The sequence below is a fragment of the Shewanella mangrovisoli genome (assembly GCF_019457635.1).
GTDB classification, from domain to species: domain Bacteria; phylum Pseudomonadota; class Gammaproteobacteria; order Enterobacterales; family Shewanellaceae; genus Shewanella; species Shewanella mangrovisoli.
Map to the genome: position 1 here is coordinate 684257 of NZ_CP080412.1, position 25481 is coordinate 709737.

Consider the following 25481-nt stretch of genomic DNA (forward strand, 5'->3'; position numbering starts at 1 on the left):
AATTCCAGCCTAGGCACTCAATGCTTGGGGACTCATGTCTCTCTCTTCTAACAGGCAAAATCCGTTACTCGCGGATTTTGCCTGTTTTTTTGCCTTGGCACTTAAGGTTGATAGGCTATGTTCATTGCAGTTATAGGTATGGGCGGGAGTAAGCACGCCGACACACAGGCTGATTAACTTGTGATAACAGGCTTGTCCTTGCCTGTCATCGGCGAGCATTTCTTGGGCTTGCCAATGCTCTGCACTATAAAAGAGCGATTTGTTAGCCTCAAAATCGGTCAATATCCGTTGGCAGCGCTCGATGAGTTGCTCACAGGTGCTGATCACCACAAAGTCATCGCCACCGACGTGGCCGATAAAACAGTTGTCCGTCTTGTATTTCACTAACAGATTGGCGACCTCGCAGATCACCTCATCACCGCGGCAGAAACCGTAAATATCGTTATAGGGCTTGAACTGACAGAGATCAAAATAGGCCAAGTAGAAGGGCTTTTGTTGGTTTCTTAGGCGTTTGAGTTCTTCCTGAATAGGCACATTACCGGGTAAATCCGTTAACGGATTGGCATGCCTTGCCATCTTGATCCTGTGCTCGGTGATCCGCTGTAGCAAATCTTTGGTGTGACCGATGCCGAGCAATTTGCCACGACGCAGAATGATAAATTGCTGGGCGACGGTATTGGCGCTCTCCGAGGTCAGTAATTGACTCACGATCGACAGGGGCTCGTTGGCTTCAATCTGCAACACTTGCGGGTCCATCACTTCACTGACTGCGTGGTTTTCATGTAGGGCTCGGCCATAGGGCGTGCTAAAGAGCTCCAGCAAAGTCGCTCTGCTAATAATCCCCAGCGGCAGTTGATCTTGCACCACAACCACGGCCTGTAATGCGGGTTGAGAGCTAAAAGTATCGCTTAGGTGCTTAAGCTTGAGTGTCGGCACCACTGTAATGGCGCTGGTGCAGAGGCTTTCGGCGGATTCGCTGTATCTGGGCTGAACTTGAGTATTATTCGGCACTAAGGTCGCTTTCATCGCGCGGCTCGGCAGCGCCTCGGGACGTCCAAGTAAATAGCCTTGGCAATAGACTATGCCTAGCTGTTTGAGTACGGCGAGTTCCTCTTGGGTTTCAATCCCTTCGGCAATCACTTTGCAGGTGAGGCTCTGGCACAGTTCGACAATCGAGCGCACAAATTCTTGCTTAACAGGGGTCGAATCGATTTGGTGAATAAAGTGGCGATCGATTTTTACATAGTCGGGCGATAACTCAGACCAGAGCCGTAAACCCGAATAACCTGCACCCAAGTCATCAATGGCCGTCATAAAGCCTTGGCTGCGATAGTGATTCAGGCAAGATTTCAGTAAGTCGATATCGTCGGCGGGATATTGCTCCGATAACTCAATCACCACTTGTGACGGTGAAATTCCTAGCTGCTGTAGCAGTTGCAGCGTCATGCCCTTTGGATGAGTGGGATCGAGTAGGGCCTTAGGGGAAATATTAATAAACAAACGGCCTTGGAACTGGCGTAGTTTGAATTGCTCCAGCGAAATGCGGCGGCAGAGTGTCTCGAGTTCGCTCAATTTGCCCTGATGTTCCGCGGTTTTAAACAGTGGAATGGGTGAGTAGAGCGGGCTATGCTCAGGCCCACGGCTGAGCGCTTCAAATCCGTGGATCTTGTGTTCCAAGATATTGAATATGGGCTGAAAAAGTGGGCTGATAGCCCCCTTTGCGATTATCTTATCAAGCTCTTTTGCCAGATCTAAACTCGTCATTACTTCAGCCCCCACGACAATGTTTGCGGAGTCTATGACTTAGAAATGACAAAATGATGACAATTTTGTTTGCCGAAAACCCGTGTACAGGAAATGAGAGCAAACGCTGAAATTGATGATATTTCAGCGTTTATTGAATTAGCTTTGCTTTTTGAAGGCGTGCAGGGTTTTGAGAAGGGTGGCCAGTTGGCGCACTAAGGTTTCCAGTGCGGCGGGATCTAGGCTGCTCTGTTGTTGCAGCTTAGTGAGGTCGTCCACCAATTCTTGCACATAGGGCAAAAAGCGGTTGCTCGACACGATAAAGCCCTGTTCGGCGGTGAAGATGCTAGTGAATTTCCCATGGCCCGCTTTTTTCAATTCATCTAACTTAGCGTCAGCGTCTATGGCTTGGCGATAGGCGATTTGAAGATTTTCTTTCAGTTGCTCTATAACCTTAGTGTGTGGCATAACAGCGTCTCATTGCAAAATTTGCAGGAATTATAAGGGGCAAAGGATATGGCAACAAGTCGGTGGCGACTATTACTGGCGCTGTGCGGCGTCGCAATGTTTACCAGTGCGTCGAGTTGGGCGGCGCCGACGGATAAACCGCCGTTTTATCAGGTGCAATGGCAGGGCAAATCCGCTTACCTTTTGGGTTCGATTCATATTGGCCGTGCCGATTTTTATCCGATGCCAGCGCAAGTGGAGGCGGCATTTGCCAAGTCCAAGGGATTGGTGGTTGAAATCGATACCAATAAAATCGACAGCCGCGCCCTATTGCAAAAGTATGGTATGGCAAACTCAGCGCAAGGGCTTGATTGGCCGAGCCGGGATAAACAAACGATAGCGGTAATGCGCCACTATTGTGAAGACAAAGCTAGCCTATGCCAGTCGATTCAAGCCTTTGCGCCTTGGTTGCAGGCATCTCAACTTAATCTACTGCGCTACAATAGCTTAGGTTTTAGCACTGACTATGGTGTCGATATGCAGTTGCTTGGCCGTGCGGGTAAGCCTGTGTATCAGCTAGAGACGGCTGAGTCGCAGTTCCAATTACTATCCTCCTTCGATAGTCAGGCCCAGTGGTCTATGGTGCGCGAAGCCATTAATGCCTCAGATGCCGAACTACTCTCACTGGTTGAGGCGTGGCGCTCCGGAGATGAAACTGCGTTAGATACTTTGATGCAGGAGCAGCTCGGCGGGGAGGGCGATACCCTGATGCTGGATAAAATTCTCTGGCAGCGCAATAAAGTCATGGCCGATGGCATGATGAGGTTAATGACCGCAGAAGCCGCCAGTCAACCGCTATTTGTAGTGGTAGGCGCTGGTCATGTGGTGGGGGATAAGAGTGTGGTGCAACTGCTTAAACAGAAGGGCGCAACCGTAACCGCCTGTTGGCGTGAGCGATGTGACTGATATCGTTGTGTAACGGATGATTGGGGTTGGCACTCTGGATTTGAATGCACTGGGGTTGAATACACTTAGTGAACAGAACTAGGGTCGAATCATCTGGTGATGAAACAATAAAGGACGCCTTGACGTCCTTTATTGTTTCGCGACATTAGTTGGATGCATCTAGAGTTGCGGCGCTTTGTCCCAGAAAATGCACATAACGACCGAGCGAAATATAGGGCTCGCGTTGGGAATATTCGAGCTCCATCGTCAGCAGCTTTTGATAGTCAAAATCCGCGGGCTGGTGTTTTTTCAAATAGTCGTGAATGACTCGCACGCCCGACTTGCGCAGCAGATCCATATTCCATTCGGCAAACCATTGTTTGACATCATGAATATAAAGCGGGTGCGTCGGTGTGAGGCGTACCTTCTTCTTCACCTTAAGATCGGCGGCAACATAGTCGAAATTACCCGACACTAACGCATGGAAGCGCATCGCTTCTTTATTGTAAAACATCAGCGAAAACAGCCCATTGGGCTTAAGCATGGTCAGCAAGCCTTCCATGGTGGTTTTCGCATCGGCGAGCCATTCGACTACGGCATGGCAGAGGATAAGATCGAATCTGCCATGTTCGGCGACGGAGAGGGCTTGAATTGGCGCGTGCACCAAACGGATAGCCAATGGCGTGTCGCTGGCATCGATTTGTGTTTTCGCTTGGGCGAGCATTTCGGCGGAAATATCACACAGCACCACTTCATGGCCCAGGCGTGCCAGCTTTTGGCTGAAATAACCAAAGCCGCCGCCCGCATCTAAAATCCGCAGTTTTTTATCGCCAAATTGCGCCAAGGCGGGAGCGAGATCGCGCCATAACACGGCGGCACGGATTTCACCCTTAGGGGTGCCATAAATGTTCTTCGCGAACTTTTGCGCGAGTTTATCGAAATTCTTATCTTGCACGGGTTAACTAAGTTAAAGACAGGGGGCGATAGTGTGGCACAGGCGTAATCTTTTCGCACTCGCAGTGTGGATAAGGCAAAGTCATGCAGGGCTATGTTTTTGTAATGTATTGATTTTTAATGGAATAAAAAATCACAGTAAAGTGGGGGATATCCAGAACTCTATCCGCTGGGGTATAATCACGCCGTTTTCGATAAACCTGACTCTAATATACCCAAGCGACCTGAAGATATGAGTTTCAGAGCGTCTAGGGGGCTTCAATTCAAGGCGCATCAATGAAAGAATGTCGAGATGCAACACCGAAGTGGAGTGCCCTAGGCGCTCCGTCTCGGCGGGTTTTAACGCTCTTTATGCTGTGTTGGTTATTTTTGACTTAGACCACTAGGTCTGCAAATAACCGCAAGCGCCATGGAAGGCGTGAATGCCATTTATGCAGGAGCAATAAATGGCCTTGCCTAAAGAGCGTTACATTCCCGCTGAATCCTCATCTTCAGGTTGTTTGGGTATAATTGTCCATTCGGTGAGTCAGCATCAGCCCTTTTTAGACACAGTTTTGCCTGTTTTACACTCGTGAACTTTTTGATTTTTCAGATGTTATGCATCTGTACGGGGTATTTCTGGTTATTCGTGCGTAGGGATAGTTAATTAAAAGGTACTCAGACTTGAATAATGCATATTGTGTTGAATTGAACGCGATGCCCTCGCTGTTTTCTCTTTATCGCAAGATTTTCTTTGGTCGTAAGCCCGGTTGGGACCAACAGCCCTTACCTTATATCAAGGTGTCGGCGCCCAATGTGCAAGTGTCCGAGACCAAAGTTAGCCAATATGCCCAAGTGTGTGGCTTTAATTTCAACGGTAAAATATTGCCGCCAACCTATTTGTATGTGATGGCATTTCGCCTACATGCGGTGATTTTTACCCACGATGGTATTACCTTCCCGTTGCTGGGGATGATCCATTTAAAGAACCGTATTCAAGTCTATCGTCCGACGACAGTCGATGAAGTGTTCTCCCTCGAATGCGCCTTAACCACCAGCCGTGAAACCGATTCAGGCTTAGAGTTTGAATTTGTCTCTAAGGCCTTTGTGGGCGAAGAGCTGGTGTGGGAATCGCTGTCGACTTACCTCTATCGTATCGAGACCGCTGGCCGCCGCGTTCGTCCACCTAAGGCGCTCGAGATGGCCTGGGACTCGCCCCAATCTTGGGAGTTGAGTGAAGATTTAGGCCGCCGTTATGCCAAAGCATCAGGCGACTATAACCTGATCCACCTGCATCCCGTGCTGTCCAAACGTTTCGGTTTTGACCGTGTGTTGGCCCACGGTATGTGGTCTAAGGCGCGCTGCTTAGCAGAATTAATTCCTGAGATTGGTGAGCGCCCCTTCGTAGTCGATGTGGCCTTTAAGCTGCCGTTACTGATGCCCGCAGAAGTGGGATTTGGTTACGAAAAATCACAAGACAAGTGGGTGTTTGAGCTGCGTGACAGTAAAGGTCGCAGGCCACATCTCAGTGGTGAAGTGCAGCTTTAAGCATGAAGAGTAACGGCGCCTAAGGCGCCGTTTTTGTTGGTGTTGTTTGCAGCGCTAAGGCACGCTGTGTCCGGTTGATGCCTGCCAGATACTAAACCATTGCTGCCTGTCTAGGGTGAGTGACTGTGCGGCCACCGCCGTTCTTATCCTCGCGATATTGCCACTGCCGATAATCGGCACGGGCCGACTCGGTAACATCCGCACCCAGGCATAAATCACTTGGCTGATATCTTGGGCGCCAATCTCATCGGCGATGATCGCTAAGGTTTGTTGCAGGCGAATGGCCTGTGGATGGCTATTATCAAAGATTTTACCGCCGCCCAAACAGGACCAAGCCATAGGCCGAATGCGCCGTTCCTGACATAAATCGAGAGTACCATCGTGCAAACTCGCCATTGTTAGCGGTGAGATTTCGATTTGATTGGTGACTAAGGGCTCAGTTAATCTCGACTGCAATAATGAAAACTGCGCGTTGGTGAAGTTAGATACCCCAAAGTGTCGTACCTTGCCCGCCTGTTTTAAGTCAGTAAAGGCGTCGGCCACTTGATCGGCGTCCATCAAAGGCTCGGGTCTGTGGATCAGCAGCAGATCTAAATAATCGGTTTTCAGCTGTTTTAGTGATTGCTCCACACTAGCAATAATATGCGCCTTGGAGGTGTCGTAATGGTTTACATAGCGCTCGGGACGACAATCGAAGGCGGGCTTAATGCCGCATTTGCTGACCAATTGCATCTGTTGCCTTAAGCCGGGTTTTAGCGTTAACGCCTCGCCGAACAGGGCTTCGCACTGGTATTGGCCGTAAATATCGGCATGATCCATAGTGGTCACACCTAGGTCTAAATATTGTTCTATCAGGTTAAGTCGCTCGGTAGGTGACATTTGCCAACTGTGCATTCGCCAAAAGCCGGCAACAAACTCTGAAAAACTAAAAGGGGATCCGCTCATGTTGTTTCTCTTTTGGGAATCTGTATTTTGTAGGGGAAAGGACCCGAGTCGATTTATTTGATGCAGATTAAGGAATCGCTCATTAACCCTTTCGATGGCTATATATCTTAAAGCTAATCACCTAATATCCGCCATATTCAATCAGCCGTCGCTGATACTTACCGATTTTGCGTACCTATTTTGTATTCACTGCTTGCACGCCTAGCGTGGATGCCAAAATACCCAAGGGAGAGATGACCCCATGCTAACCGATATGGATATTTCGCGCCGCGCGCACCTAAAAGATATCGCCGCGCTTGGCGCCGAATTTGGGTTATTACCCGATGAGATGCAGCTATTTGGCACGACCAAAGCCAAGGTCGATTTGCGTGTGCAGCAGCGTTTAGCCGAGCAGCAACAGGGTAAACTGATCATTGTCACCGCGGTGACACCAACGCCCCACGGCGAAGGCAAAACCGTCACCACCATTGGTTTAACCCAATCCCTAAAAGCGCTAGGTAACAAGGTGTGCGCCTGTATTCGCCAGCCCAGTATGGGTCCAGTATTTGGAGTGAAAGGCGGCGCCGCTGGTGGCGGTTACGCCCAAGTGGTGCCCATGCAGGAGTTGAATCTGCATCTAACGGGTGATATTCATGCTGTCAGCAGTGCCCATAATCTCGGCGCGGCGGCGATAGCCTCTCGGCAGTACCATGAAACACGTTTAGGCAAGACCGAATTTGAGTTGCAGTCTGGGCAGAATTACCTAGATATAGCGCCTAACGGCATCCGTTGGCACAGGGTGGTCGATCATAACGATCGCTGTTTACGTGAGATTGAAGTCGGGCTAGGTGAAAATAATGGCCCCGCTTATACCTCTGGCTTTGATATTACCGCCGCCTCCGAGTTAATGGCGATTTTGGCGCTCAGCCGTAATCTGGCGGATATGCGCGCGCGTATTAGCAAGCTAGTGCTGGCTGTAAATCGCCAAGGTGCGGCTATTAGCGCGGAAGACCTTGGAGTTGCTGGCGCGATGACGGCGATCATGGCGGATGCGGTAAAACCAACCTTAATGCAGACCTTAAACGGTGCGCCTTGTCTTATCCATGCGGGGCCATTTGCCAATATCGCCCATGGTAACTCGTCGGTGATTGCCGACGATATCGCTCTAAAACTGGCCGATTTTGTAGTGACGGAAGGCGGTTTCGGCTCCGATATGGGGTTTGAGAAGTTTTGTAATATCAAGGCGCGTCAGTCGGGGTTAACCCCGAGTGCCGCGGTGTTAGTCACCACCTTAAAAGCACTGAAGGCCAATAGCGGCTTAATTTCGGATACAGATATCAATGCGCCCGACCAGGCCCGTCTCGAGGCGGGATTTGCCAATTTAAACTGGCATATCAATAATGTGGCGCGTTACGGCATTCCCGTTGTGGTGGCCATCAATCGCTTTGCAACCGATACACAGGCAGAGCTTAACTGGTTGATTGAGGCCGTTGCGGGCACAGCTGCCTTTGGCTGCGAGCTTAGCGAGGCGTTCAGCCAAGGTGAGTCGGGGGCGTTGGCCTTGGCGCAAACCGTCATGCGCGCCTGTGAGCAGCCAAGCGAATTTACCCTGCTATATCCCGATGAAATGGCGCTTGAAGCAAAATTATCGACCCTGACCGAAGTCGGCTATGGCGCTGCCGGGGTGAGTTTATCTGAGACGGCTAAACTGCAATTACAGGAACTTAACACCCTCGGTTACGCCCATTTACCCGTTTGTATGGCGAAAACCCCCTTATCCATTAGCCACGACCCTCAACTTAAAGGCGTGCCGCAAGGTTTTACCGTGCCTGTGCGCGAGTTAGTGTTAAATGCGGGGGCGGGATTTATTACCGCGCTGGTGGGGAATGTGATGACTATGCCTGGGCTTGGGTTAGTTCCTGGCTATTTAAAGATTGATATCGCCGCCGATGGCGAGATTACCGGTTTAGGTTAATTGGTTAACGTTTTGAATATAATGAAAAAGGCGCAATCTAGGATTGCGCCTTTTGTTTCGTTTTCGCGTAGGCTATGCGTTATTTATTGGTTTGGTAAATATGCACATCGCGCTGCGGGAAAGGAATGCTAATGCCCTCGGCATCGAAGCGCATTTTCACTTCGCGGGTAATATCCCAATACACATCCCAATAATCTTCGGGTTTGGCCCAAGGACGGACGATAAAGTCGACCGAGGATTCCCCTAACACATGCAGCCTAATGGTTGGTGCAGGGATTTTTTGCACCTTAGGATGCGCCTCAACAATCGACTTGAGCACGGCTTCGGCCTGCTCAATATTGTCGCCATAGCCAATGCCGAAGGTCATGTCGACGCGGCGTTGGTGCTCGGCTGTAATATTGTTAATGGTATCGCCCCAAATCTTATTGTTTGGAATGATAAGCCTTTGATTATCTAGCGTTTTAATTGTGGTGGAGACTAGGCTCATATGGCTTACGCGCCCCGTAACACCTGCGGCGTTAATCAGATCGCCCACATCGTAGGGGCGATAGATCAAAATCATCATGCCCGAGGCAAAGTTCGAGAGTGAATCCTGCAGGGCGAAACCGATGATCACACCGGCGATACCAAAGCCTGCCAATAACGGGCCTAACTCTATGCCAAGCTGGGACAGGGCAATCAGCACGCCGATAGTAAAGACCGCTTTGCCCGAGAGTGAAGTAAAGAAGTCTTGCAGTAACTTACTGAAATTTAACTTAGAGTTACTGACGGTATTACGGACAATCTTTTTCGCCAGTTTGCCCGCAAGGCTTGCGACAAACAGGATCAGACAGAAGATAAATAACTTAAAGACTAAGGTGGGGCCATGGTTAATGGCCTGCTCTTTAGCGGTATGTAGCCATTGTTCGACTAAGCTTGAGGCCACATCGATGCTTAACACATCTTGGGTGATATCACCTGAGATACTGAACAGGGTCTTTTTCAGTGAGGCGGTGTTTTGCTCTAGCGCATCGAGTAAGTCGATATCTATGCTAAGGCTCTGGCTGTTGAGCGCTAATCTGTCCTTCAGCTGCATAACGCGACTGGTTTGCGCTGCGGTCACGTCTTTACCCGCATTGGTGGCAGCGTTGACTGCATTTTGTAACTGTTGCTGAGTGAAGGTAACAAAGCTATCGAAGTTATCGGCGCGGCCTAAGAGGATTTGGGTCAGCTCGGTTTTTTGCGCTGCAACATCTTCGCCCATTTGGCTGAGCCAGTTTAAGGTCTCGAGTCGTTGCTTGTAGTTATTGTCCTTATCGAGCTCGCGCTTTGAGATCTCGAGTAGAATCGACTCATCATCCGCCGTGCCGAGCTTGTGGGACAACTTGGTCACATTATCATTGAAGTAGTCGTTGATTTTTTCATTAAATTTAAGCTGCTCTTGCACCAATGCCAACATAAAGGCTTTGTCGTAGTTACCATCTTCGAGCAGTAACTTAATCTTATTGCGTAACTGTAAGGTCTTATTTTGAATGCGATATTCAACAATAGTACGCAATTCACCTTGGGACTGAGCTAAGCGCGCAATATCTTCTTTAATGGCTGCTTGTAATGTTGTGAGCTCAACTTGAGCTTCATTCGGGATTGGCGCAGTTTGCGTGGCGGCGACCGGTTCTGCATCCGTCGCGAAAACCTCGGTACTCAATAGCAGGGGAAAGCTTAGGGCAAGTATTAATATGAGTGAGCGGCACATAGGCGTTATCTTCAATAAAAATAGGTAGGTACATAATAGGAGGTGCGCGAAACACTGTAAAATCGCAACAGCATAAAATGCTGATCGAGTACAAAAATTGTGCGCTGCTTGGCAGCTTTAAGCTCTCGAGCGAGGTTTTGAAACTTGAGGGCTAATTAGTTCGACTGAATGGGATGAGGATCTGGTAAACTTAGCGCCCCATAGTTAGGAATGTACCGTAAATGCTGTGCTCCCATTGCCATCAGTCAATTAAAATTGCTCAAATTACCCAACAGCGTGGCAAAGGTTTTCACGCTCAAGTGCAATGCCCCCATTGTTCAGCGTGGCTGGGGCACAATCCTAAGCTGTTGAAGTTAAAGTTATTTGGCTTTTATGCGAGTTTAGCTACAGGCCTATACAGCTACTTCGATGCTTCGACCCGGCATTTTTTGATCCCTGTGATGATCTTCTGTGTGATGCTGTTGCTGGTGAGCCATTTTATGGATCAATTGCAAACCATTGAGGCACCAGAGAAGGAAGACGATAGCGAACAACGGCAAAAGTATCGCTAGAGGCGAGGGGATTGGATTAACCGAGTCGAGCCGCGCAGGTTTTATCGCACAGGCTCAACTTGGTTTAGACTAGAGCTTGGCTATTGAACAACCTGTTCTTGACTCTCTAATGAGTGTTCTACGTAATAAATACCACCCAAAATCACTGCGCCGAAAATCACTATCCCTAAGATTAATCCTAAGTTTTCACGAAAAAATGCTAGCATTTTGGTTGCCTTATGCTGGATTGAATGGATTCTAGATTGAGCGGGTATCACACCGAGCACATCATAGTTTTACTGACTTAAGCTAATCTTAAATAACTCTTTTTGCCAACTTGAGCCGTTTTTTTGTTGTGTGTTTTTCATCCTAAAGTTGCATTGGTAAATATCTTGTAACGCATTGGGCGCCTATTACCTTATTGCAACTTGCTAGTGGCCTGACTTAAACTTGTGCCACTTTTTTACTATGGGGACGACTGAGTGAGACTGCACAGTCACATAAGACGCACAATTTCGGTATGGCTAGCCGCCGTATTGGTATTGCTGTCTTTTGCCGCCTCAGCCCATAGTGTGACCCACCTTGATGATGGGGCAAAGACGCACTGTACCCTGTGCTTCCATCAACATCAGTTGAATAAAATTCTGCTCACCCAGCCGCTTAAGCTCGATTTAGCGATACAGCGATTTGATGTTTGTGAGTTTGTCTTACCCATAACCTTCTCTAAACACGTCAGTGTTTACCTAAGCCGCGCGCCGCCAGTTCTCCGTTAAATCAACTTTTACATTTTAACTTATTGTATTTCTTGGTGACTTTACGCAGTCATCGAGTGCTAGTTGTATTTTGGAGATATCATGACTGTTTTGAACAACCGAATTTCTTTGGTGGCCTTGGCGTGCGCTTTCGTTTCGCCGGCACTGTTAGCGGAAGATTCGAGCCTTACCAACCCTGCGATTAGCGCAGTACTCAATGGCTACTACCAAACGGCCGAGCGCCCATTGGCTGAAACCGCCGAAGGCTTTGGTTTAGGTGAAACTGAGCTGGCGATGAGTGCCAATATCGACGACATGTTCTACGGCAAAGTGACCGCTGTTGTTGAGATGCACGACGGTGAAACTGAGCTCAATCTCGAAGAAGCTTTTATCCAAACCATGGCGATGCCAGCGGGTTTCTCAATCCGTGGCGGACGTTTCCTCTCGGATATAGGTTATTTAAATAACCAGCATTTACATACCGATTCATTCACCGATCGTCCGATTGCTTACCGCGCATTTTTCGGCGGCCATTACTTTGACGATGGTGTGCGCTTAAACTTTGTAGCACCAACGGATCTGTATTGGACCATAGGTGCCGAAGCCTTTAAAGGCGAGAGCATGCGCGCGGCCGATGAACACGGTGAGCGTGAGTTTAAAAACGTAGGCGTGTACACCTTATACTCAAAAATCGGTGGCGACATTGGTGACAACAGCTCATGGCAGGCGGGATTGAGCTACCTGCGTAACGAAAATGGTCAAGTCACAGCCCATGAAGAGGGTGACGAGCACGAAGACGAAGCGGCCGAAGAAGGCCATGACCACAGCCATGCGGCATCTTACACAGGTAAAAACACCTATGGTGCTGATTTTGTGTATAAGTGGGCGCCAAATGGCAACTATAAATACCAAAACCTGACCCTGAGCGGTGAGTATTACCGCGTGACGGACTTTGTGCCGAGCGACCTGCATCCTGAGGATGCGCCGAGCAAGGACTATCATCAAGGTTGGTATCTGAGCAGCGTGTATCAATTCACGCCTAGCTGGTCTGCGGGTGTGCGTTACGGCGAGGTGGATACCCAAGAGCTCCATGGCGATCATTTCCATGGACAGAAGTTAAAGGAATCTGAGGTGAGTCTGGCATGGCATTCGAGCCATTTCTCGACGGTACGTTTCCAGTACACCAATCAGAAGGGAACTAACTTCGATGGAATCGAAGACGACAATGTTTTCACTATTCAATACATTATGTCTCTGGGGGCTCACGGTGCGCATCAATTCTAATTTTGTTAAAGCGGCCGCAGCGGCCCTGTATATCGCTTGTTCAGGCTTTGCCCATGCTGAGCTGAATGTGTTTGCCTGTGAACCCGAGTATGCCGCACTGGCAAAAGAGCTGGCTCCAAATGCCAACATTTATTCGGCAACCACGGCCCTGCAGGATCCGCATCAAGTGCAGGCGCGTCCGAGTTTGATCGCCAAAATGCGCCAAGCGGATCTGGTGGTCTGTGCGGGCGCCGATTTAGAAATCGGTTGGTTGCCAATGCTGCAAATGAAGTCGGCTAACGCTAAGGTTCGCTCTACCGATCAGGGGCTGTTTTTCGCCGCAGATCAAATCGATACCTTAGATAAATTAGCGAGTGTGGACCGCAGCATGGGGGATGTGCATGCCAAGGGGAATCCGCATATTCACTTCGATCCCAATCGTTTGCTCACTGTCGCCAATGCACTGAGTGCCAAGATGAGTCAGCTTGATCCAAGTGAGGCGGCGAATTATCAAAAGGCCTTAGCGGACTTTAGTACTCGTTGGCAGGCGGCTATTCCTCGCTGGGAAGAGCAAGCCAAAGCGTTAAAAGGCAAAAAAGTCATCGCTTATCACACCAGTTTTAGATACCTGTTTAACTGGTTAGGCATAGAACAAGTCGCTGATCTTGAGCCTAAACCCGGTTTGGCACCGACCAGCGGCCACTTGGCGAGTCTGCTCAGCCGCGCCGAGCAGAAGGATATTCTGGCGGTAGTTGTGGCTTCCTATCAGGATGAACGTGGTGCTAACTGGTTGGGCGAAAAGGCCAATCTGCCTGTGCTGATGTTGCCAATGTCGGTAGGGGGTAACGATGCCAGCCAAGATCTCTTTAGCCTCTACGACAATGCCATTTCCCTCTTAAACGGGGTGAAATAAGCCTATGTTGGATCTGGAACTGATGTCGATCCTGCTGCCAGCATTGGCGGCGGGGATCTTAGTGCTTTCAACGCATATTGTACTTGGCAAACAAGTGCTTAAGCGTGGGATCATCTTTATCGATTTAGCCATTGCGCAAGTCGCCGCGCTGGGGGCGATAGTGGCACATATGGACCACAGGTTAGAGGATATGCCATTTTCTAATGTGTGGATGCCAGCCTTATTCGCCCTCGTGGGGGCGGGATTTATCGCTTGGTTATCCAAGCGAATGGCGGGCGAGCTAGAGGCGATGATAGGTTGCTTTTACGTGTTGTCGGCGGTGGCGGCCATGCTATTGCTGGCGAACGATCCCCACGGGGCAGAGCTGTTAAAGCAATTGATGTCGGGCCAGATCCTTTGGGTGAGTTGGTCGCAATTAGTGTTACCGACAGTGGTGTATGCGGCTGTGTTAGCGGTGATATTCTTGCGGCCACAGATCTTAAACGGTGCGGGATTCTATCCGCTGTTTGCGCTGGTGATCACTTTATCGGTTGAGCTGGTTGGGGTCTATTTAGTGTTTAGCACACTCATTTTGCCAGCACTGGCGCTCAACAAATACCAAGGTAAGAACAGCCTATTTTACGCTTATCTGGTCGGCCTTATGGGTTACTTGCTGGGGCTGGTGCTCTCGGCAACGTTGGACTTACCGAGCGGCGCGGCGATTGTCGCGACTTTGGCCCTTAGTGCCTTGGTCTTCCGTTTAGGCCTAAGTAAAACCGCGGCAGTGCGCCAGGTCGCAAACTAGGTTTTTAGCTTAGCCGTTTAAGCTTAGATATTGATTTAAAAGCCCATCGTCGTGCATGATTGCGCGAGTGCCGATGGGCTTTTGTTTGGATTGTTAGCAACTCAGCTTACAGATGTAAACATTATATTGAGTCCCTAGGGCTGGGTGGCTATACTGTCGCCACTTTCATCCTTGGAGTATGTCGTGCTGTTACTCGTCAGATCTGTGTTGTTGGCTGTGTCATTGTTACTCGCGTTTATTTTTGGTGGTTTGGTCTGCTTGTTGCGACCCCGTCACCGTGACAATGTACATATGTTCGCCAAGATCTTCTCATCCGTCGCACCTATTCTAGGGCTTAAAGTCATAGTGCGTCGGCATAAAGAGATTCAGGATGGCCCCTATATCTTTTTAGGAAACCATCAAAATAACTTCGACTTGTTCACTCATACTAAAGCCGTGCCGAAAAGCACCGTCAGCTTAGGCAAAAAGAGCTTAGTGTGGATCCCGCTATTTGGGCAGATCTACTGGTTATCGGGCAATATTCTGATCGATAGAAAAAATCGAAACAGCGCCTTCGATACCATGGCTAAAACCGCAGAAAAGATTAAACAGAACCGTTTATCAGTGTGGATTTTCCCCGAGGGTACCCGCTCACGTGGCCGCGGCCTGCTCCCCTTTAAAGCGGGCGCGTTCCATACGGCGATTGCCGCAGGGGTGCCGATAGTGCCAGTGCTCGCCTCTTGCCAGAGCCATATTAATTTAAACCGTTGGGATAATGGGGTAGTGATCATTGAGATGATGGCGCCTATCCCGACCGAAGGGTTAGACAAAGCCGATGTGAAGGCTTTTTCTGCCCAAGTGTATGAGACTATGTCGGCAAAATTTAACGAGATAAATCGTGAAGCGGCAACATTAATGGGTAAAACTCTCGAAGGCGATGACGTATAATAGCGCCAATTTGAGCCAGTTTTACCTTAACGGAGACAAATCCATGTCTATTGAAAGTCAATTAAAAGCCCAACTTGCCGAGAATCGTGACATAGTGCAAGCCCTGCTTGACGATGGCTCAGAGCCAGATGCGGAATACACCATTGAGCACCATTTCTCATCTAGCAACTTCGACCGCTTAGAAAAAGCTGCCGTTGATGCATTCAAACTCGGTTTTGAAGTCAACGACGCCGAAGAAATGGAGCTGGAAGATGGCTCAGTGATTTTCTGTTTTGATGCTATTGCTTACCACAAGTTGGAAGTGCCATTACTGGATAAAGCGACAGAGCAGTTACTGCAACTCGCGGCTAAGCAAAAAGTGGATTACGACGGTTGGGGCACTTACTTCGTTGGCGATGAAATCGACGATGAAGAAGGTGATGACGAAGAAGACGATGGTTTTCCGCACTAATTGCCGGAATTAAACGAATAATAAAAAGCCCATCTATGATGGGCTTTTTGCTTTACTAGGCAGAGGATTAGGCAGAGGTTTGCGCCGTATGTAGGATGCTGCAATTACGGCCTTTCTGTTTCGCCTCATATAAGGCTTTGTCTGAACAGGAAATCCAGCCAGAACTGCTAGTAATATGTTTGCCGATTTCGCACACGCCAAGGCTCACTGTGACTTTTATTTTCAGCCCTTCATACACAATAGTGGAGTCGGCAATTCTTTCCCGCAAACGCTCGGTAAAGTTGAGGGCATCGGCGCCACAGGTATTGGGCATGACCACCGCAAACTCCTCGCCACCATAACGGCCGACACAATCTGTCTCCCGCAGTGAATGGCTTAAGATATGGGCAATATGCTGAATAACCTTATCCCCTGCGACATGGCCATAGGTATCGTTGATATTTTTGAAATGGTCTATGTCTATCATGACCAGACTCGCCATCCCGGAATAACGGGCATAGAGGTCAAATTCATGCTCTAAGCATTGTTGCCAATGGCGACGATTATGCAGTTGTGTCAGGCCATCGGTTTGACTGAGGCGTTCTAACTGTTCGTTGGCGGCCTTGAGCTGTAACTTGTTGACGGCGATGTCGGTGACATCATAAATAATTACGCTGATATGGGTGATTTTTCCGGTTAATGAGGCCAGAGGTAACAGCGTCACGTTCTGGTACATAAAATCGGCCCGTCCGGTAATCGGGCGGTAGTTTTTAAACTGAAACACGTAGGGTCTTTGTTCCCAGCTGATAAAGGCTCGATTTTTCAGCATAAAAACCGATTCCATCTTTTGCTTTAACCAAGTCGCTGGCAGCTCAGGAAAACGGGTGAACAGGTTTTGCCCTTTAATCGAATTGGGGGATACGCCGCTATGGTTTTCCATAAAGCCGTTCCACAGTTGGATATTATAATCGCGATCTAATACCACTAGACCCACTTCGATGGTTTGCACCATATCGATAAGCCAATGGAGTTCGTTCATTGCGCTTTGATCGTTTGACATAAGGTAAAATCCAACTGATTAATCGAGTAAATAACCGAGCTTATAACTGAGCGTCGGAATAGAGTCTTCGGTAAATAGCAGTAACAAATCGCATTGAACATTATGGTTTTCAATACGATAGTTAATCTCCATTGCTAAGGTTCTGTGCCATTTTTCCGAGTTATCATGGATTAGATCGTTCACCGTACAGTGGCGGCCCAATACCACAGGGTGAGCTTGGCTGAACTTCATATCGAGCTGCTCTGAGATCCCGTTCAGGAAGGCGCCAATCAATACGTTGCCTGTGTCGATCAACACTTCGATCTCTGTGCTGATGTCCTCGGGATTGGCCAGCCCCATGAGTTTTGCCATGTCTTGAAAGCTCGAATCGTGGAATAACAGCAGGGCTTCTCCCGCCACGCCCGCACCAATAAATCCTTGGCAGAGGGCTGATACTGTTGAGCTTTCTTCCGTCGCTTTGAGTGCCATCGTCAGCTCGCTGACTTCGAGCACGTTCACATTTGGGATAGGCAAGAGGACAAAAACATCGAGGAGCTTGGCGAGCAGATCGGCGGCGCGCCCCATGGCGACGTTAGCGATCTCTTGGCAGGCGTCACGCATATCGACTTTGATCATCGGCGTGTCTTCCGCCTGATCTTTCTGCGTTAAGGTGAGGATGCCGTATTCCTGCAGGATATTACTGATGGCGTCGGCACTGACGGGCTTTTGAATAAAATCCAACGCGCCTAAGGCTTTAACCCTTTCATGGGCTTTGATCTGGATATCTCCCGAGACCACAATAATCAGCGCGGGGAGATCGTTTTGCTGCACGGTCTGCAGCACTTCGTAACCATCCATGACTGGCATATTGAGATCGAGGAAGACGACTTCGCCTTTACCTGCGCGAATCGCATCTAAGCCTTCGGCACCATTGGTGGCGTAGGTGATCTCGACATCCCATTCTTTTGGGAGAGTACGAGCCATTTGTTTGCGCGCCATGGCGGAATCGTCACAGATGAGTACAGAGATTGTCATGCTGACTACAGATCCTTATTTGCCCATTTATTGAAGATAACACTAATTCTTAATCTTTGAATGACGAATTAAGCTCTTCGGGCAAGTTTGATTTATATCATCTATATGTAACCTATAGATTTTATTTACTAATTCCATCTGTTTACCCAATTAACCCTAAGCGTTAAGGGTAAAAGACCTTGGATAATCCAATCGAATTTCGTTTATTTATCGCAAACAGAATGTATGTTTTTGCGAGTATTTATACGCTTAATTCACCCAAATGATGGCTACAGTCGGTTTGACACATCTGTAGATAAGAGCCGCTTCAATGCGATTGATGTTCAGAGATGAATACTCATAAGTAGGTGCAAATTGCATCCATGATTGAACATAAAGGGTTCACACTTCTGAAGTTATTAGGCTTCAGCCTGAGCCTAACATAATCACTCACTAATACTTAATGGCAGCTGACAATATTTTGACTCATGTCAAAAATTAGCCTTATGTTACATCCATTGGTGAATTATTCCAAACGTGTTAACATTTGTTCTGGCCTGACCAGTAACGGAATATTTCATGAGTGAGCCTTGTGTGCAAGTAACGATTGAGAATGGCATTGCTTATGTCCAGCTCAATCGACCAGAAAAATATAATGCAATTAATTATTTAATGTTTAGCGAGTTGGATAAAGCGATTAAACGTATTAAATCAAATTCGCGTATTCGACTGGTGATTTTATCTGGAGCCGGAGGCCATTTTAGCTCGGGGCTGGACGTAAAGAGTGTGATGTCGGCACCGATGCAGGCATTTAAATTGCTGTTTAAATGGTTGCCAGGCAATGCCAACTTAGCGCAGAGAGTCTCCCTTGGCTGGCAGCGTTTACCCGTGCCGGTAATCGCAGTGTTGGAAGGCTGCTGCTATGGCGGTGGCATGCAAATCGCCTTAGGTGCGGATGTTAGAATTGCGAGCCCTGACAGCAAGTTATCTATTATGGAAGCAAAATGGGGGCTAGTGCCGGATATGGCGGGCTTAGTGGCGCTGAGGCAAATCATGCCCAAGGATCAGGCGATGTTACTCAGTCTTACGGCCAAAGTGTTGTCGGGCGAAGAGGCTAGTCGCTTAGGGCTAGTGACTCAGCTAAGTGATAATCCCATGTTAAGCGCGCAGCAATTGGCTCAGGAGCTTCTCAATACCTCCCCCGATGCCGCAGCGGCGATCAAGTTGAGCATCAACCGCAGTTGGACGGCGTCGATTCGTGCACTCCTATGCCGTGAGTCGTGGAGCCAAGTGAGACTGTTACTCGGAAAAAATCGCGCGATTGCGGCGACTCGTCAGCTAAAGGATCCCAACAAAGCTTATCAAGATCGCCAATCGAGTTGGTAGTAGCATCATTCTATCGAGATAACACCATAACAACGGATTACTTAAGCTTTAGAAAGGCTTGCACCTCAATTGGCGCCGCTCATACGGGCGGCGAATCCCCTAATGGCGCTTAAACAATTCTGCCATGCACTCTCGTTATCCAGATTTAATGCCAATGTCGTTTGCCGATAATTCGGCGCTTCTAACGTCACGGCGAGGCTTTTGCGTTGCTCTGCCGTTTCTAACGATGCGGGGTGACCATCGGGTGATTGAATATCGAGTATCGGCATAGTGAGCTTAGCTAGTTTCTCGGCGATGGCTTGGTTACGCGCCTCATCTTCGCTGTAGGGATTGATGACGATTAATACATCTGGATCGGCAATTTTCTTTTGGCTTAATAGGCTTATCAATAATCCCGCACTTTGATCTGCGGTGATCAACACTCGTTTACCGGGAAAGTCGGTGCCTACGCTGTCGAGCTGTGACATGCTTTTGACTAAAAAGTCTTCCTGCTCAAGCAGATGCTTATTGCTCTGCTCGGGTTTCACTTTTTGGCTCGGTTTATTCGAAGGGCTGCTTAACTGCGCCGAACCTGCGGAGGTCACTTCGGTTGCCGGAGTGGCAAAGTTGGGTGCGGGCGGCTCTGTTGGCGGGGTAAGGCTTAAACTGGCCCAGCCAGCCGCATTGATATTACGTCTGACAAAGGCCATTAATCCGGGCGCATCGGCGGTGCCATTGGTGGCGGGTAAAATAATCGCGGCGCCGAGTTTTTTGCGGCCTTCCCATGAACGGACTAAGAGTTCGAGCGGCTGATCATCTATGGTGATCTGCTTAATTTCATTGGCGGGTAAATAGTTGCTCGTTCTTTTCGCCGCAGCTTGCCCCTTGGGCGCTGTGCTAGGCAGGCTCGTCTCGGCGTTCTGGGGAGTTGTCTCTGGCGCCTGAGTACTTGCTTCTGACGCCTGAGTATTGGGGTCTGGTGCTTGAGTGCTGGGATCTGCGGCGAGTAAGCTCGCACTGGCGAGAGCTAAGGCTAGGCTCAATATCGAGGGGATAATACGCACCATAGAATTGATAACCACCTGTGTAGTCTCATAAATTCAATTAGCTAGAGTATAACCTGAAGCGGCGTAGCAGAAGCAATTTTTGCTTGAGGTCGTGACGGCGACCGCGCATAGCAGCGCCCTAGACGCAGTCCACAGCTATACTTATTGTAAAGTCGAAAAGAGAAAATAAAAACGCCCAGCAATTGGCTGGGCGTTTACATATTCGCTTAAGTGAGCCTGAGGCGGCTCAGGCTTACCGTCATTACGGATTAGACATGGCTCACCAATACCATACGAATCGCATCGAGCTGTAGCTGACTCGCGTCGAGGTAAGTGCTCAGCTCCTGCATTTGATTACGTAGGTACTCTAATTCTTCCTCACGGATATTCGGGTTAACCGCTTTCAAGGATTCTAAACGGTCTAATTCGCCCGTCAGTTGGCTGGTCATTTTCTCACGCGCCTGGGCTACTAACTCGTTCACCGCGGCTTGGGCATATTCTTCACCCTTAGCAAATAATGGATGCAGAATCGGTTGTGAAGCTGTGACTAACTTGCTGCCAATATGGCGGTTAACCGCGCTTAACTGTTTGTCAAAGCTAGTGTAATCCACCTTAGCTGACAAATCGTTACCGTTTTTATCCAGCAATACGCGGATAGGTGTTGGTGGCAGATAACGATATAGCTGGCTGGATTTAGGAGCCGAAGCATCCGCCATATAAATCAGTTCTAAGAACAGGGTGCCTGCGGGTAAGGCTTTGTTTTTCAAAATCGCGACGCTCGTCGTGCCTGTGTCAGAGCCAGTGATCAGATCTAAGCCTGTTTGCACTAATGGGTGCTCTTGGGTGATCAGGGCGATATCGTCACGGGATAGCGCGGTATCACGATCGAAGGTGACCGTCACGCCATCCTCATGCAGGCCTGGATAGGTTGGGAACATCATGTGTTCGCTTGGACGCAGGATGATAGAGTTTTCACCTTTATCTTCTTGATCAACACCGATAATGTCCCACAAGCGGATCACCGAACCAATCAACTTAGTGTCCTGATCGCTTTGGGCTAAACGCTCGACAATCGCCTTGGCCTTATCGCCACCGTGGGAGTTGATTTCCAGCAGCTTATCGCGGCCTTGCTCCATAGCGTGTTTCAGTTCTTTGTAACGGCTTTGGGTGTGGTTGAGCAGATTGGTCAGCTCATCTTCATCACCGCCGACGAGAACATTCAACAGATCTTCGGCAAATTCACTGTACAGCACATGGCCACTTGGACAGGTCAGCTCGAAGGCATTCAGACCTTGGTGATACCAGTTGAGCAGACGCTCCTGCGCCGTATCTTGCAGATAAGGCAGGTGAATTTGGATATCGTTCTTCTGCCCGATACGGTCTAAACGGCCGATACGTTGCTCTAATAAATCTGGGTTCAATGGCAGATCGAACAGCACTAAGTGGCTGGCGAACTGGAAGTTACGACCTTCGGAGCCGATTTCAGAACAGATCAGCGCTTGGGCGCCGCCTTCTTCTTGGGCGAAGTAGGCACCTGCCTTGTCGCGCTCGATGATCGACATGCCTTCGTGGAAGACTGTGGCTTGAATACCTTCACGGGTACGCAGGGCTTCTTCTAAGCTCAGGGCGGTATCGGCGCCACTGGCGATGATCAGCACTTTCTTGCTGCGGTGCGATTTTAAGAACTCGATTAACCAATCCACGCGAGGATCGAATTTCCACCAACTGGCGCTGTTATCTTCAAATTCTTGGTAGAGTTTTTCAGGGCTTAGGGCTTGTGCTGCTTTTGCTTCTAAGGTCTTACGGCCACCCATCATCTCATTCACACGGGCAGCGGTGAGATACTGCTCTGGCATTGCATGGGGATAGGCGTTGAAAATACGTTTCGGGAAGCCTTTAACCGAGGCGCGGCTATTGCGATAAAGCACGCGGCCAGTGCCGTGGCGATCGAGCAATTCTTGCAGCAACTCGCTGCGGGCCGCTTGTTGCAGCTCGCTGTCGATATCTTCGGCTTGAATTAAACGAATGCTTGGGGCGATATCTTTCTCGCTCAGTAATTCTGTCAGGCTGTTGATGGCGGCATCGGATAATTTTCCGTCGCCCGCTAAGGCTTCGGCAGCAACGGCGACATCTTTGTAGCTGTTTTCTTCGGCGAGGAAGGCATCGTAGTCGTAGAAACGATCAGGGTCGAGCAAACGCAGGCGCGCAAAGTGGCTCTCATGGCCGAGTTGATCTGGCGTTGCGGTCAGCAATAATACCCCTGGCACCACTTCGCTCAATGCTTCAACCACTTGGTAGGCACGGCTCGGAGCTTCTTCGGTCCACTCTAAGTGGTGGGCCTCGTCGACGACCAGCAGATCCCAATCGGCATCGAGTGCTTGGTCGAGACGTTTCTTTTTACGTAGTAATTCGAGTGAACAAATCACTAACTGCTCGGTGTAGAAAGGATCGTCATGGTCGGCAAAGGCCTCGACACAACGGTCTTCATCAAATACCGAGAAGCGCAGGTTAAAGCGGCGCAGCATTTCCACTAACCACTGATGGCGCAGGGTATCCGGCACAATAATCAACACCCGTTCGGCGCGGCCAGTGAGCAGTTGTTGATGGATAATCAGACCCGCTTCGATGGTTTTACCTAAACCTACTTCGTCGGCCAGCAATACACGTGGTGCATAACGGCGACCCACTTCATGGGCAATCCACATCTGGTGGGGGATAAGACCGACGCGTGGACCTTGTAAGCCGAGTAAATCTGAGGTCGCCAATTGATGACGCAGTAATTGGCATTGGTAACGAATGCCGAAACGGTCGAGGCGGTCAATCTGACCGGCAAACAGGCGATCCTGCGGTTTGTTAAAGCGAATATTGTGGTTTAACAGAGTCTCACGCAGGCTGGCTTTTTCGCCCGTTTCGCTGTGGATACCGTGGTAGACGACGAGGCCGTCTTTTTCGGTGAGTTCTTCAACCGAGAGGCTCCAGCCTTCATGGCTTTCAACCGTATCGCCAGGGTTGTATATGACACGGGTCAGGGGGGCTTCGTTGCGCGAGAACATGCGGTTCTCACCAGTCGCAGGGAATAACACTGTGACCATACGGCCTTCAACTTGTACGACTGTTCCTAAACCAAGCTCTGACTCGGTATCACTTATCCAACGTTGTCCTAAGGCAAACGGCATCTTAAATTCTCATCTCTGGGCGGACTCTAACAAAGGGCGCGTATGTTATATCAATACTAGGGATATTTGAATCGCCCTCTCACCCGTTAGAGCCTAATTCCCCACACACTAGATTACAAATTGAACAGTGAAGAAAATTCTCTATAGTCGTTCGATGATTTGTCATGCTACTGTCATATCGAGGGACCTACACTGCCCTCGAGTCACCGACTTAAACACGGGTTCGTTCGGTTGGCATTCAGAGAGAATGGTGCCAATATTAGTTTAAGCCGCTAGCCGTCTTTATTAAGTAGAGGCTTGAACTTTAAGATCATTCTTTACCTCGCCAACTGACATAGGAGCCATATCCACTCACCGGGAAAGAGATGTAGCATAAAAACAATCGAGCACTCTGGAGGCGCCATGGAACAAGACGACAGAAAGTTGTTTGTACTGGATACCAATGTGTTACTACATGAACCTTTGGCGATCTATTCGTTTAAAGAGCACGATGTGGTCATTCCGATGACAGTGCTAGAAGAGCTAGACCAGATTAAAGATCGAAAGAGTGATGTGAGTCGGGATGCTAGGGTCGCCATACGGGCGTTGGAAGATACCCTAGGCGGTGATACAACACCGGAACAAATCATTAATGGTGTCCCTTTGCCGAGTCGAGAAGGGCATGCCGATGCGATAGGGGCGCTGTCTATTTTCCCTGACCATCTTGTCGATTTTACCCTAGGCGCCTTGCCGGGGGATGGCAACGATAACCGCATTATCAACACAGCTCTGCACCTGCAAAACCTCCACCATCCACGTACCGTGGTGTTAGTCACTAAAGATATCAATATGCGTCTTAAGGCCAAGGGCGCGGGCATTCAATTGGTTGAGGATTATCGAACCGACCAGCTGATCGATGATATTCGTTTCCTCAGCAAGGGCTTTTATCAATTCGAAGGGAATTTCTGGGAACATTTAAACAAGGTATCCACCGAGCGCCACGGTCGACATACGATTCACGAAGTCCCATTGAAGGATTTAGACAACGAACCCTTCTACATTAACCAGTATCTGATTGATACCGAATCTGATTTTTGTGGCCGCGTCACCGAGCGTAGCGATACCCATCTGCATATTTTAGATCTGGGCCGCGAGCGCTTAAAAAACCTCGAGGCTTGGGGGGTAAAACCTAAGAATGTTTACCAAGGCATGGCGTTGCAGGCGCTGCTCGATCCCGATATCGATCTGGTGATCTTAACCGGGCCAGCGGGTTGCGGTAAAACCTTACTGGCAATGGCGGCGGCACTTGAGCTGGTGGTAGAGCGCAATCGCTACGATAAGGTGATTGTGACTCGTAATACGCCGGAAATCGCTGAATCGATAGGTTTTTTACCCGGCACCGAAGAAGAGAAGATGTTGCCATGGCTGGCGGCGATTACCGATACCTTAGAAGTGCTGCATAAGAATGATGTGAATCCCACAGGCAGTTTGAACTACATCATGGAGAAGGCGAATATCCAATTTAAGTCGATCAACTTTATGCGCGGCCGCTCGATCCAAAACTCCATCGTGCTCTTGGATGAATGCCAAAACCTGACGGCATCGCAGATCAAAACCATGATCACTCGGATGGGCGAAGGCACAAAATTGATTTGTTGCGGTAACTTAGCGCAGATCGATTCGAACTATCTCACCGCGGTGACCTCGGGTTTAACCTACATCGTGGAACGTTTTAAAGACTTTGAAGGTAGCGCTAACCTGTACTTGAATGGGGTGGTGCGTTCACGCTTGGCCGAATACGCCGAAGAACATCTCTAACTATTTACTTTATTGTTACAAAAGGTCTCACTCATGGGACCTTTGTTTTTACGCATTTCTATGTTTTTCAATCAACTAATCATAGACTTTGACAGCCTTCGTACGGCAATTATTTGATGCGACTCGGGGTTTCTTCCTGCTAATATATTAAGCCATAAATGAACTCAGTCACTTTTGCCACCGATGGCTAAAATCAAG

At 49.0% G+C, this 25481-nt stretch carries 22 protein-coding genes; 12 read left to right on the top strand and 10 right to left on the bottom strand.

Going from position 1 to position 25481, the window contains the following annotated elements:
* Nucleotides 1-9 precede the first annotated feature (9 nt).
* Both K0H60_RS03065 and K0H60_RS03070 read right to left on the bottom strand, forming a co-directional pair.
* Entirely contained in the window at nucleotides 10-1764 is a 1755-nt protein-coding gene (locus K0H60_RS03065; protein ID WP_220057242.1) for a GGDEF domain-containing protein, read from the bottom strand.
* 138 nt (nucleotides 1765-1902) lie between these two features.
* The gene (locus K0H60_RS03070; protein ID WP_011715755.1) at nucleotides 1903-2211 is read right to left on the bottom strand and encodes a hypothetical protein; all 309 of its coding nucleotides are present in this window, start codon (nucleotides 2209-2211) and stop codon (nucleotides 1903-1905) included.
* Between the two features lie 48 nt (nucleotides 2212-2259).
* Here K0H60_RS03070 and K0H60_RS03075 point away from each other — a divergent pair, with 48 nt between their 5' ends.
* On the top strand, nucleotides 2260-3156 hold the full coding sequence (locus K0H60_RS03075; protein ID WP_220057243.1) for a TraB/GumN family protein: 897 nt from the start codon (nucleotides 2260-2262) through the stop codon (nucleotides 3154-3156).
* Between the two features lie 145 nt (nucleotides 3157-3301).
* Here K0H60_RS03075 and K0H60_RS03080 read toward each other — a convergent pair whose 3' ends face one another.
* The gene (locus K0H60_RS03080) at nucleotides 3302-4090 is read right to left on the bottom strand and encodes a methyltransferase domain-containing protein (RefSeq protein WP_220057244.1); all 789 of its coding nucleotides are present in this window, start codon (nucleotides 4088-4090) and stop codon (nucleotides 3302-3304) included.
* A 695-nt stretch (nucleotides 4091-4785) separates the two neighbouring features.
* Between K0H60_RS03080 and K0H60_RS03085 the strand changes: the two genes are divergently transcribed.
* Nucleotides 4786-5616 (top strand): MaoC/PaaZ C-terminal domain-containing protein, encoded by an 831-nt coding sequence (locus tag K0H60_RS03085; protein WP_220058103.1) that lies wholly within the window; start codon nucleotides 4786-4788, stop codon nucleotides 5614-5616.
* Nucleotides 5617-5670: 54 nt separating this feature from the next.
* Here K0H60_RS03085 and K0H60_RS03090 read toward each other — a convergent pair whose 3' ends face one another.
* Nucleotides 5671-6561: an aldo/keto reductase gene (locus tag K0H60_RS03090; protein WP_220057245.1), complete on the bottom strand. Its 891-nt coding sequence runs from the start codon at nucleotides 6559-6561 to the stop codon at nucleotides 5671-5673.
* A 241-nt stretch (nucleotides 6562-6802) separates the two neighbouring features.
* Between K0H60_RS03090 and K0H60_RS03095 the strand changes: the two genes are divergently transcribed.
* Nucleotides 6803-8515, top strand: coding sequence for a formate--tetrahydrofolate ligase (locus tag K0H60_RS03095; RefSeq protein WP_220057246.1), 1713 nt, complete (start codon nucleotides 6803-6805; stop codon nucleotides 8513-8515).
* Nucleotides 8516-8594: 79 nt separating this feature from the next.
* On the opposite strand, the gene K0H60_RS03100 is transcribed toward K0H60_RS03095, so the two are convergent.
* Nucleotides 8595-10247 (bottom strand): mechanosensitive ion channel family protein, encoded by a 1653-nt coding sequence (locus K0H60_RS03100; protein WP_220057247.1) that lies wholly within the window; start codon nucleotides 10245-10247, stop codon nucleotides 8595-8597.
* A gap of 221 nt (nucleotides 10248-10468) precedes the next feature.
* Here K0H60_RS03100 and K0H60_RS03105 point away from each other — a divergent pair, with 221 nt between their 5' ends.
* Nucleotides 10469-10798, top strand: a complete 330-nt coding sequence (locus tag K0H60_RS03105; protein WP_220057248.1) for a hypothetical protein — start codon at nucleotides 10469-10471, stop codon at nucleotides 10796-10798.
* An 80-nt stretch (nucleotides 10799-10878) separates the two neighbouring features.
* Here K0H60_RS03105 and K0H60_RS20510 read toward each other — a convergent pair whose 3' ends face one another.
* On the bottom strand, nucleotides 10879-11004 hold the full coding sequence (locus K0H60_RS20510) for a hypothetical protein (protein WP_011627280.1): 126 nt from the start codon (nucleotides 11002-11004) through the stop codon (nucleotides 10879-10881).
* 255 nt (nucleotides 11005-11259) lie between these two features.
* Between K0H60_RS20510 and K0H60_RS03110 the strand changes: the two genes are divergently transcribed.
* The 6 genes from K0H60_RS03110 (at nucleotide 11260) to rraB (ending at nucleotide 15867) form a co-directional block, all read left to right on the top strand.
* Complete coding sequence (locus tag K0H60_RS03110; RefSeq protein WP_220057249.1) at nucleotides 11260-11550, top strand: ABC-type zinc uptake system zinc chaperone; 291 nt, start codon at nucleotides 11260-11262, stop codon at nucleotides 11548-11550.
* Nucleotides 11551-11631: 81 nt separating this feature from the next.
* Complete coding sequence (locus K0H60_RS03115) at nucleotides 11632-12813, top strand: porin family protein (protein WP_088211806.1); 1182 nt, start codon at nucleotides 11632-11634, stop codon at nucleotides 12811-12813.
* The gene (locus K0H60_RS03120) at nucleotides 12797-13705 is read left to right on the top strand and encodes a metal ABC transporter solute-binding protein, Zn/Mn family (protein ID WP_220057250.1); all 909 of its coding nucleotides are present in this window, start codon (nucleotides 12797-12799) and stop codon (nucleotides 13703-13705) included. Before K0H60_RS03115 ends, K0H60_RS03120 begins: the two co-directional genes overlap by 17 nt.
* A 4-nt stretch (nucleotides 13706-13709) precedes the next feature.
* Complete coding sequence (locus K0H60_RS03125; protein ID WP_220057251.1) at nucleotides 13710-14489, top strand: metal ABC transporter permease; 780 nt, start codon at nucleotides 13710-13712, stop codon at nucleotides 14487-14489.
* A gap of 183 nt (nucleotides 14490-14672) precedes the next feature.
* Complete coding sequence (locus K0H60_RS03130) at nucleotides 14673-15416, top strand: 1-acylglycerol-3-phosphate O-acyltransferase (RefSeq protein WP_041412535.1); 744 nt, start codon at nucleotides 14673-14675, stop codon at nucleotides 15414-15416.
* A gap of 43 nt (nucleotides 15417-15459) precedes the next feature.
* Nucleotides 15460-15867, top strand: coding sequence for a ribonuclease E inhibitor RraB (gene rraB / locus K0H60_RS03135; RefSeq protein WP_011621372.1), 408 nt, complete (start codon nucleotides 15460-15462; stop codon nucleotides 15865-15867).
* Nucleotides 15868-15934: 67 nt separating this feature from the next.
* Here rraB and K0H60_RS03140 read toward each other — a convergent pair whose 3' ends face one another.
* Both K0H60_RS03140 and K0H60_RS03145 read right to left on the bottom strand, forming a co-directional pair.
* A complete protein-coding gene (locus K0H60_RS03140; protein WP_088211801.1) occupies nucleotides 15935-16906 on the bottom strand; it encodes a GGDEF domain-containing protein in 972 nt (323 codons plus the stop codon).
* Nucleotides 16907-16924: 18 nt separating this feature from the next.
* On the bottom strand, nucleotides 16925-17920 hold the full coding sequence (locus K0H60_RS03145) for a response regulator (protein ID WP_011715767.1): 996 nt from the start codon (nucleotides 17918-17920) through the stop codon (nucleotides 16925-16927).
* Between the two features lie 558 nt (nucleotides 17921-18478).
* Here K0H60_RS03145 and K0H60_RS03150 point away from each other — a divergent pair.
* Entirely contained in the window at nucleotides 18479-19285 is an 807-nt protein-coding gene (locus tag K0H60_RS03150) for a crotonase/enoyl-CoA hydratase family protein (RefSeq protein ID WP_220057252.1), read from the top strand.
* 65 nt (nucleotides 19286-19350) lie between these two features.
* Here K0H60_RS03150 and K0H60_RS03155 read toward each other — a convergent pair whose 3' ends face one another.
* Nucleotides 19351-20331, bottom strand: coding sequence for a DUF3530 family protein (locus K0H60_RS03155; RefSeq protein WP_220058104.1), 981 nt, complete (start codon nucleotides 20329-20331; stop codon nucleotides 19351-19353).
* A gap of 248 nt (nucleotides 20332-20579) precedes the next feature.
* Nucleotides 20580-23486 (bottom strand): RNA polymerase-associated protein RapA, encoded by a 2907-nt coding sequence (gene rapA, locus K0H60_RS03160; protein ID WP_220057253.1) that lies wholly within the window; start codon nucleotides 23484-23486, stop codon nucleotides 20580-20582.
* Nucleotides 23487-23888: 402 nt separating this feature from the next.
* On the opposite strand from rapA, the gene K0H60_RS03165 reads away from it, so the two are divergent.
* Complete coding sequence (locus tag K0H60_RS03165; protein ID WP_220057254.1) at nucleotides 23889-25283, top strand: PhoH family protein; 1395 nt, start codon at nucleotides 23889-23891, stop codon at nucleotides 25281-25283.
* Nucleotides 25284-25481: the final 198 nt, after the last annotated feature.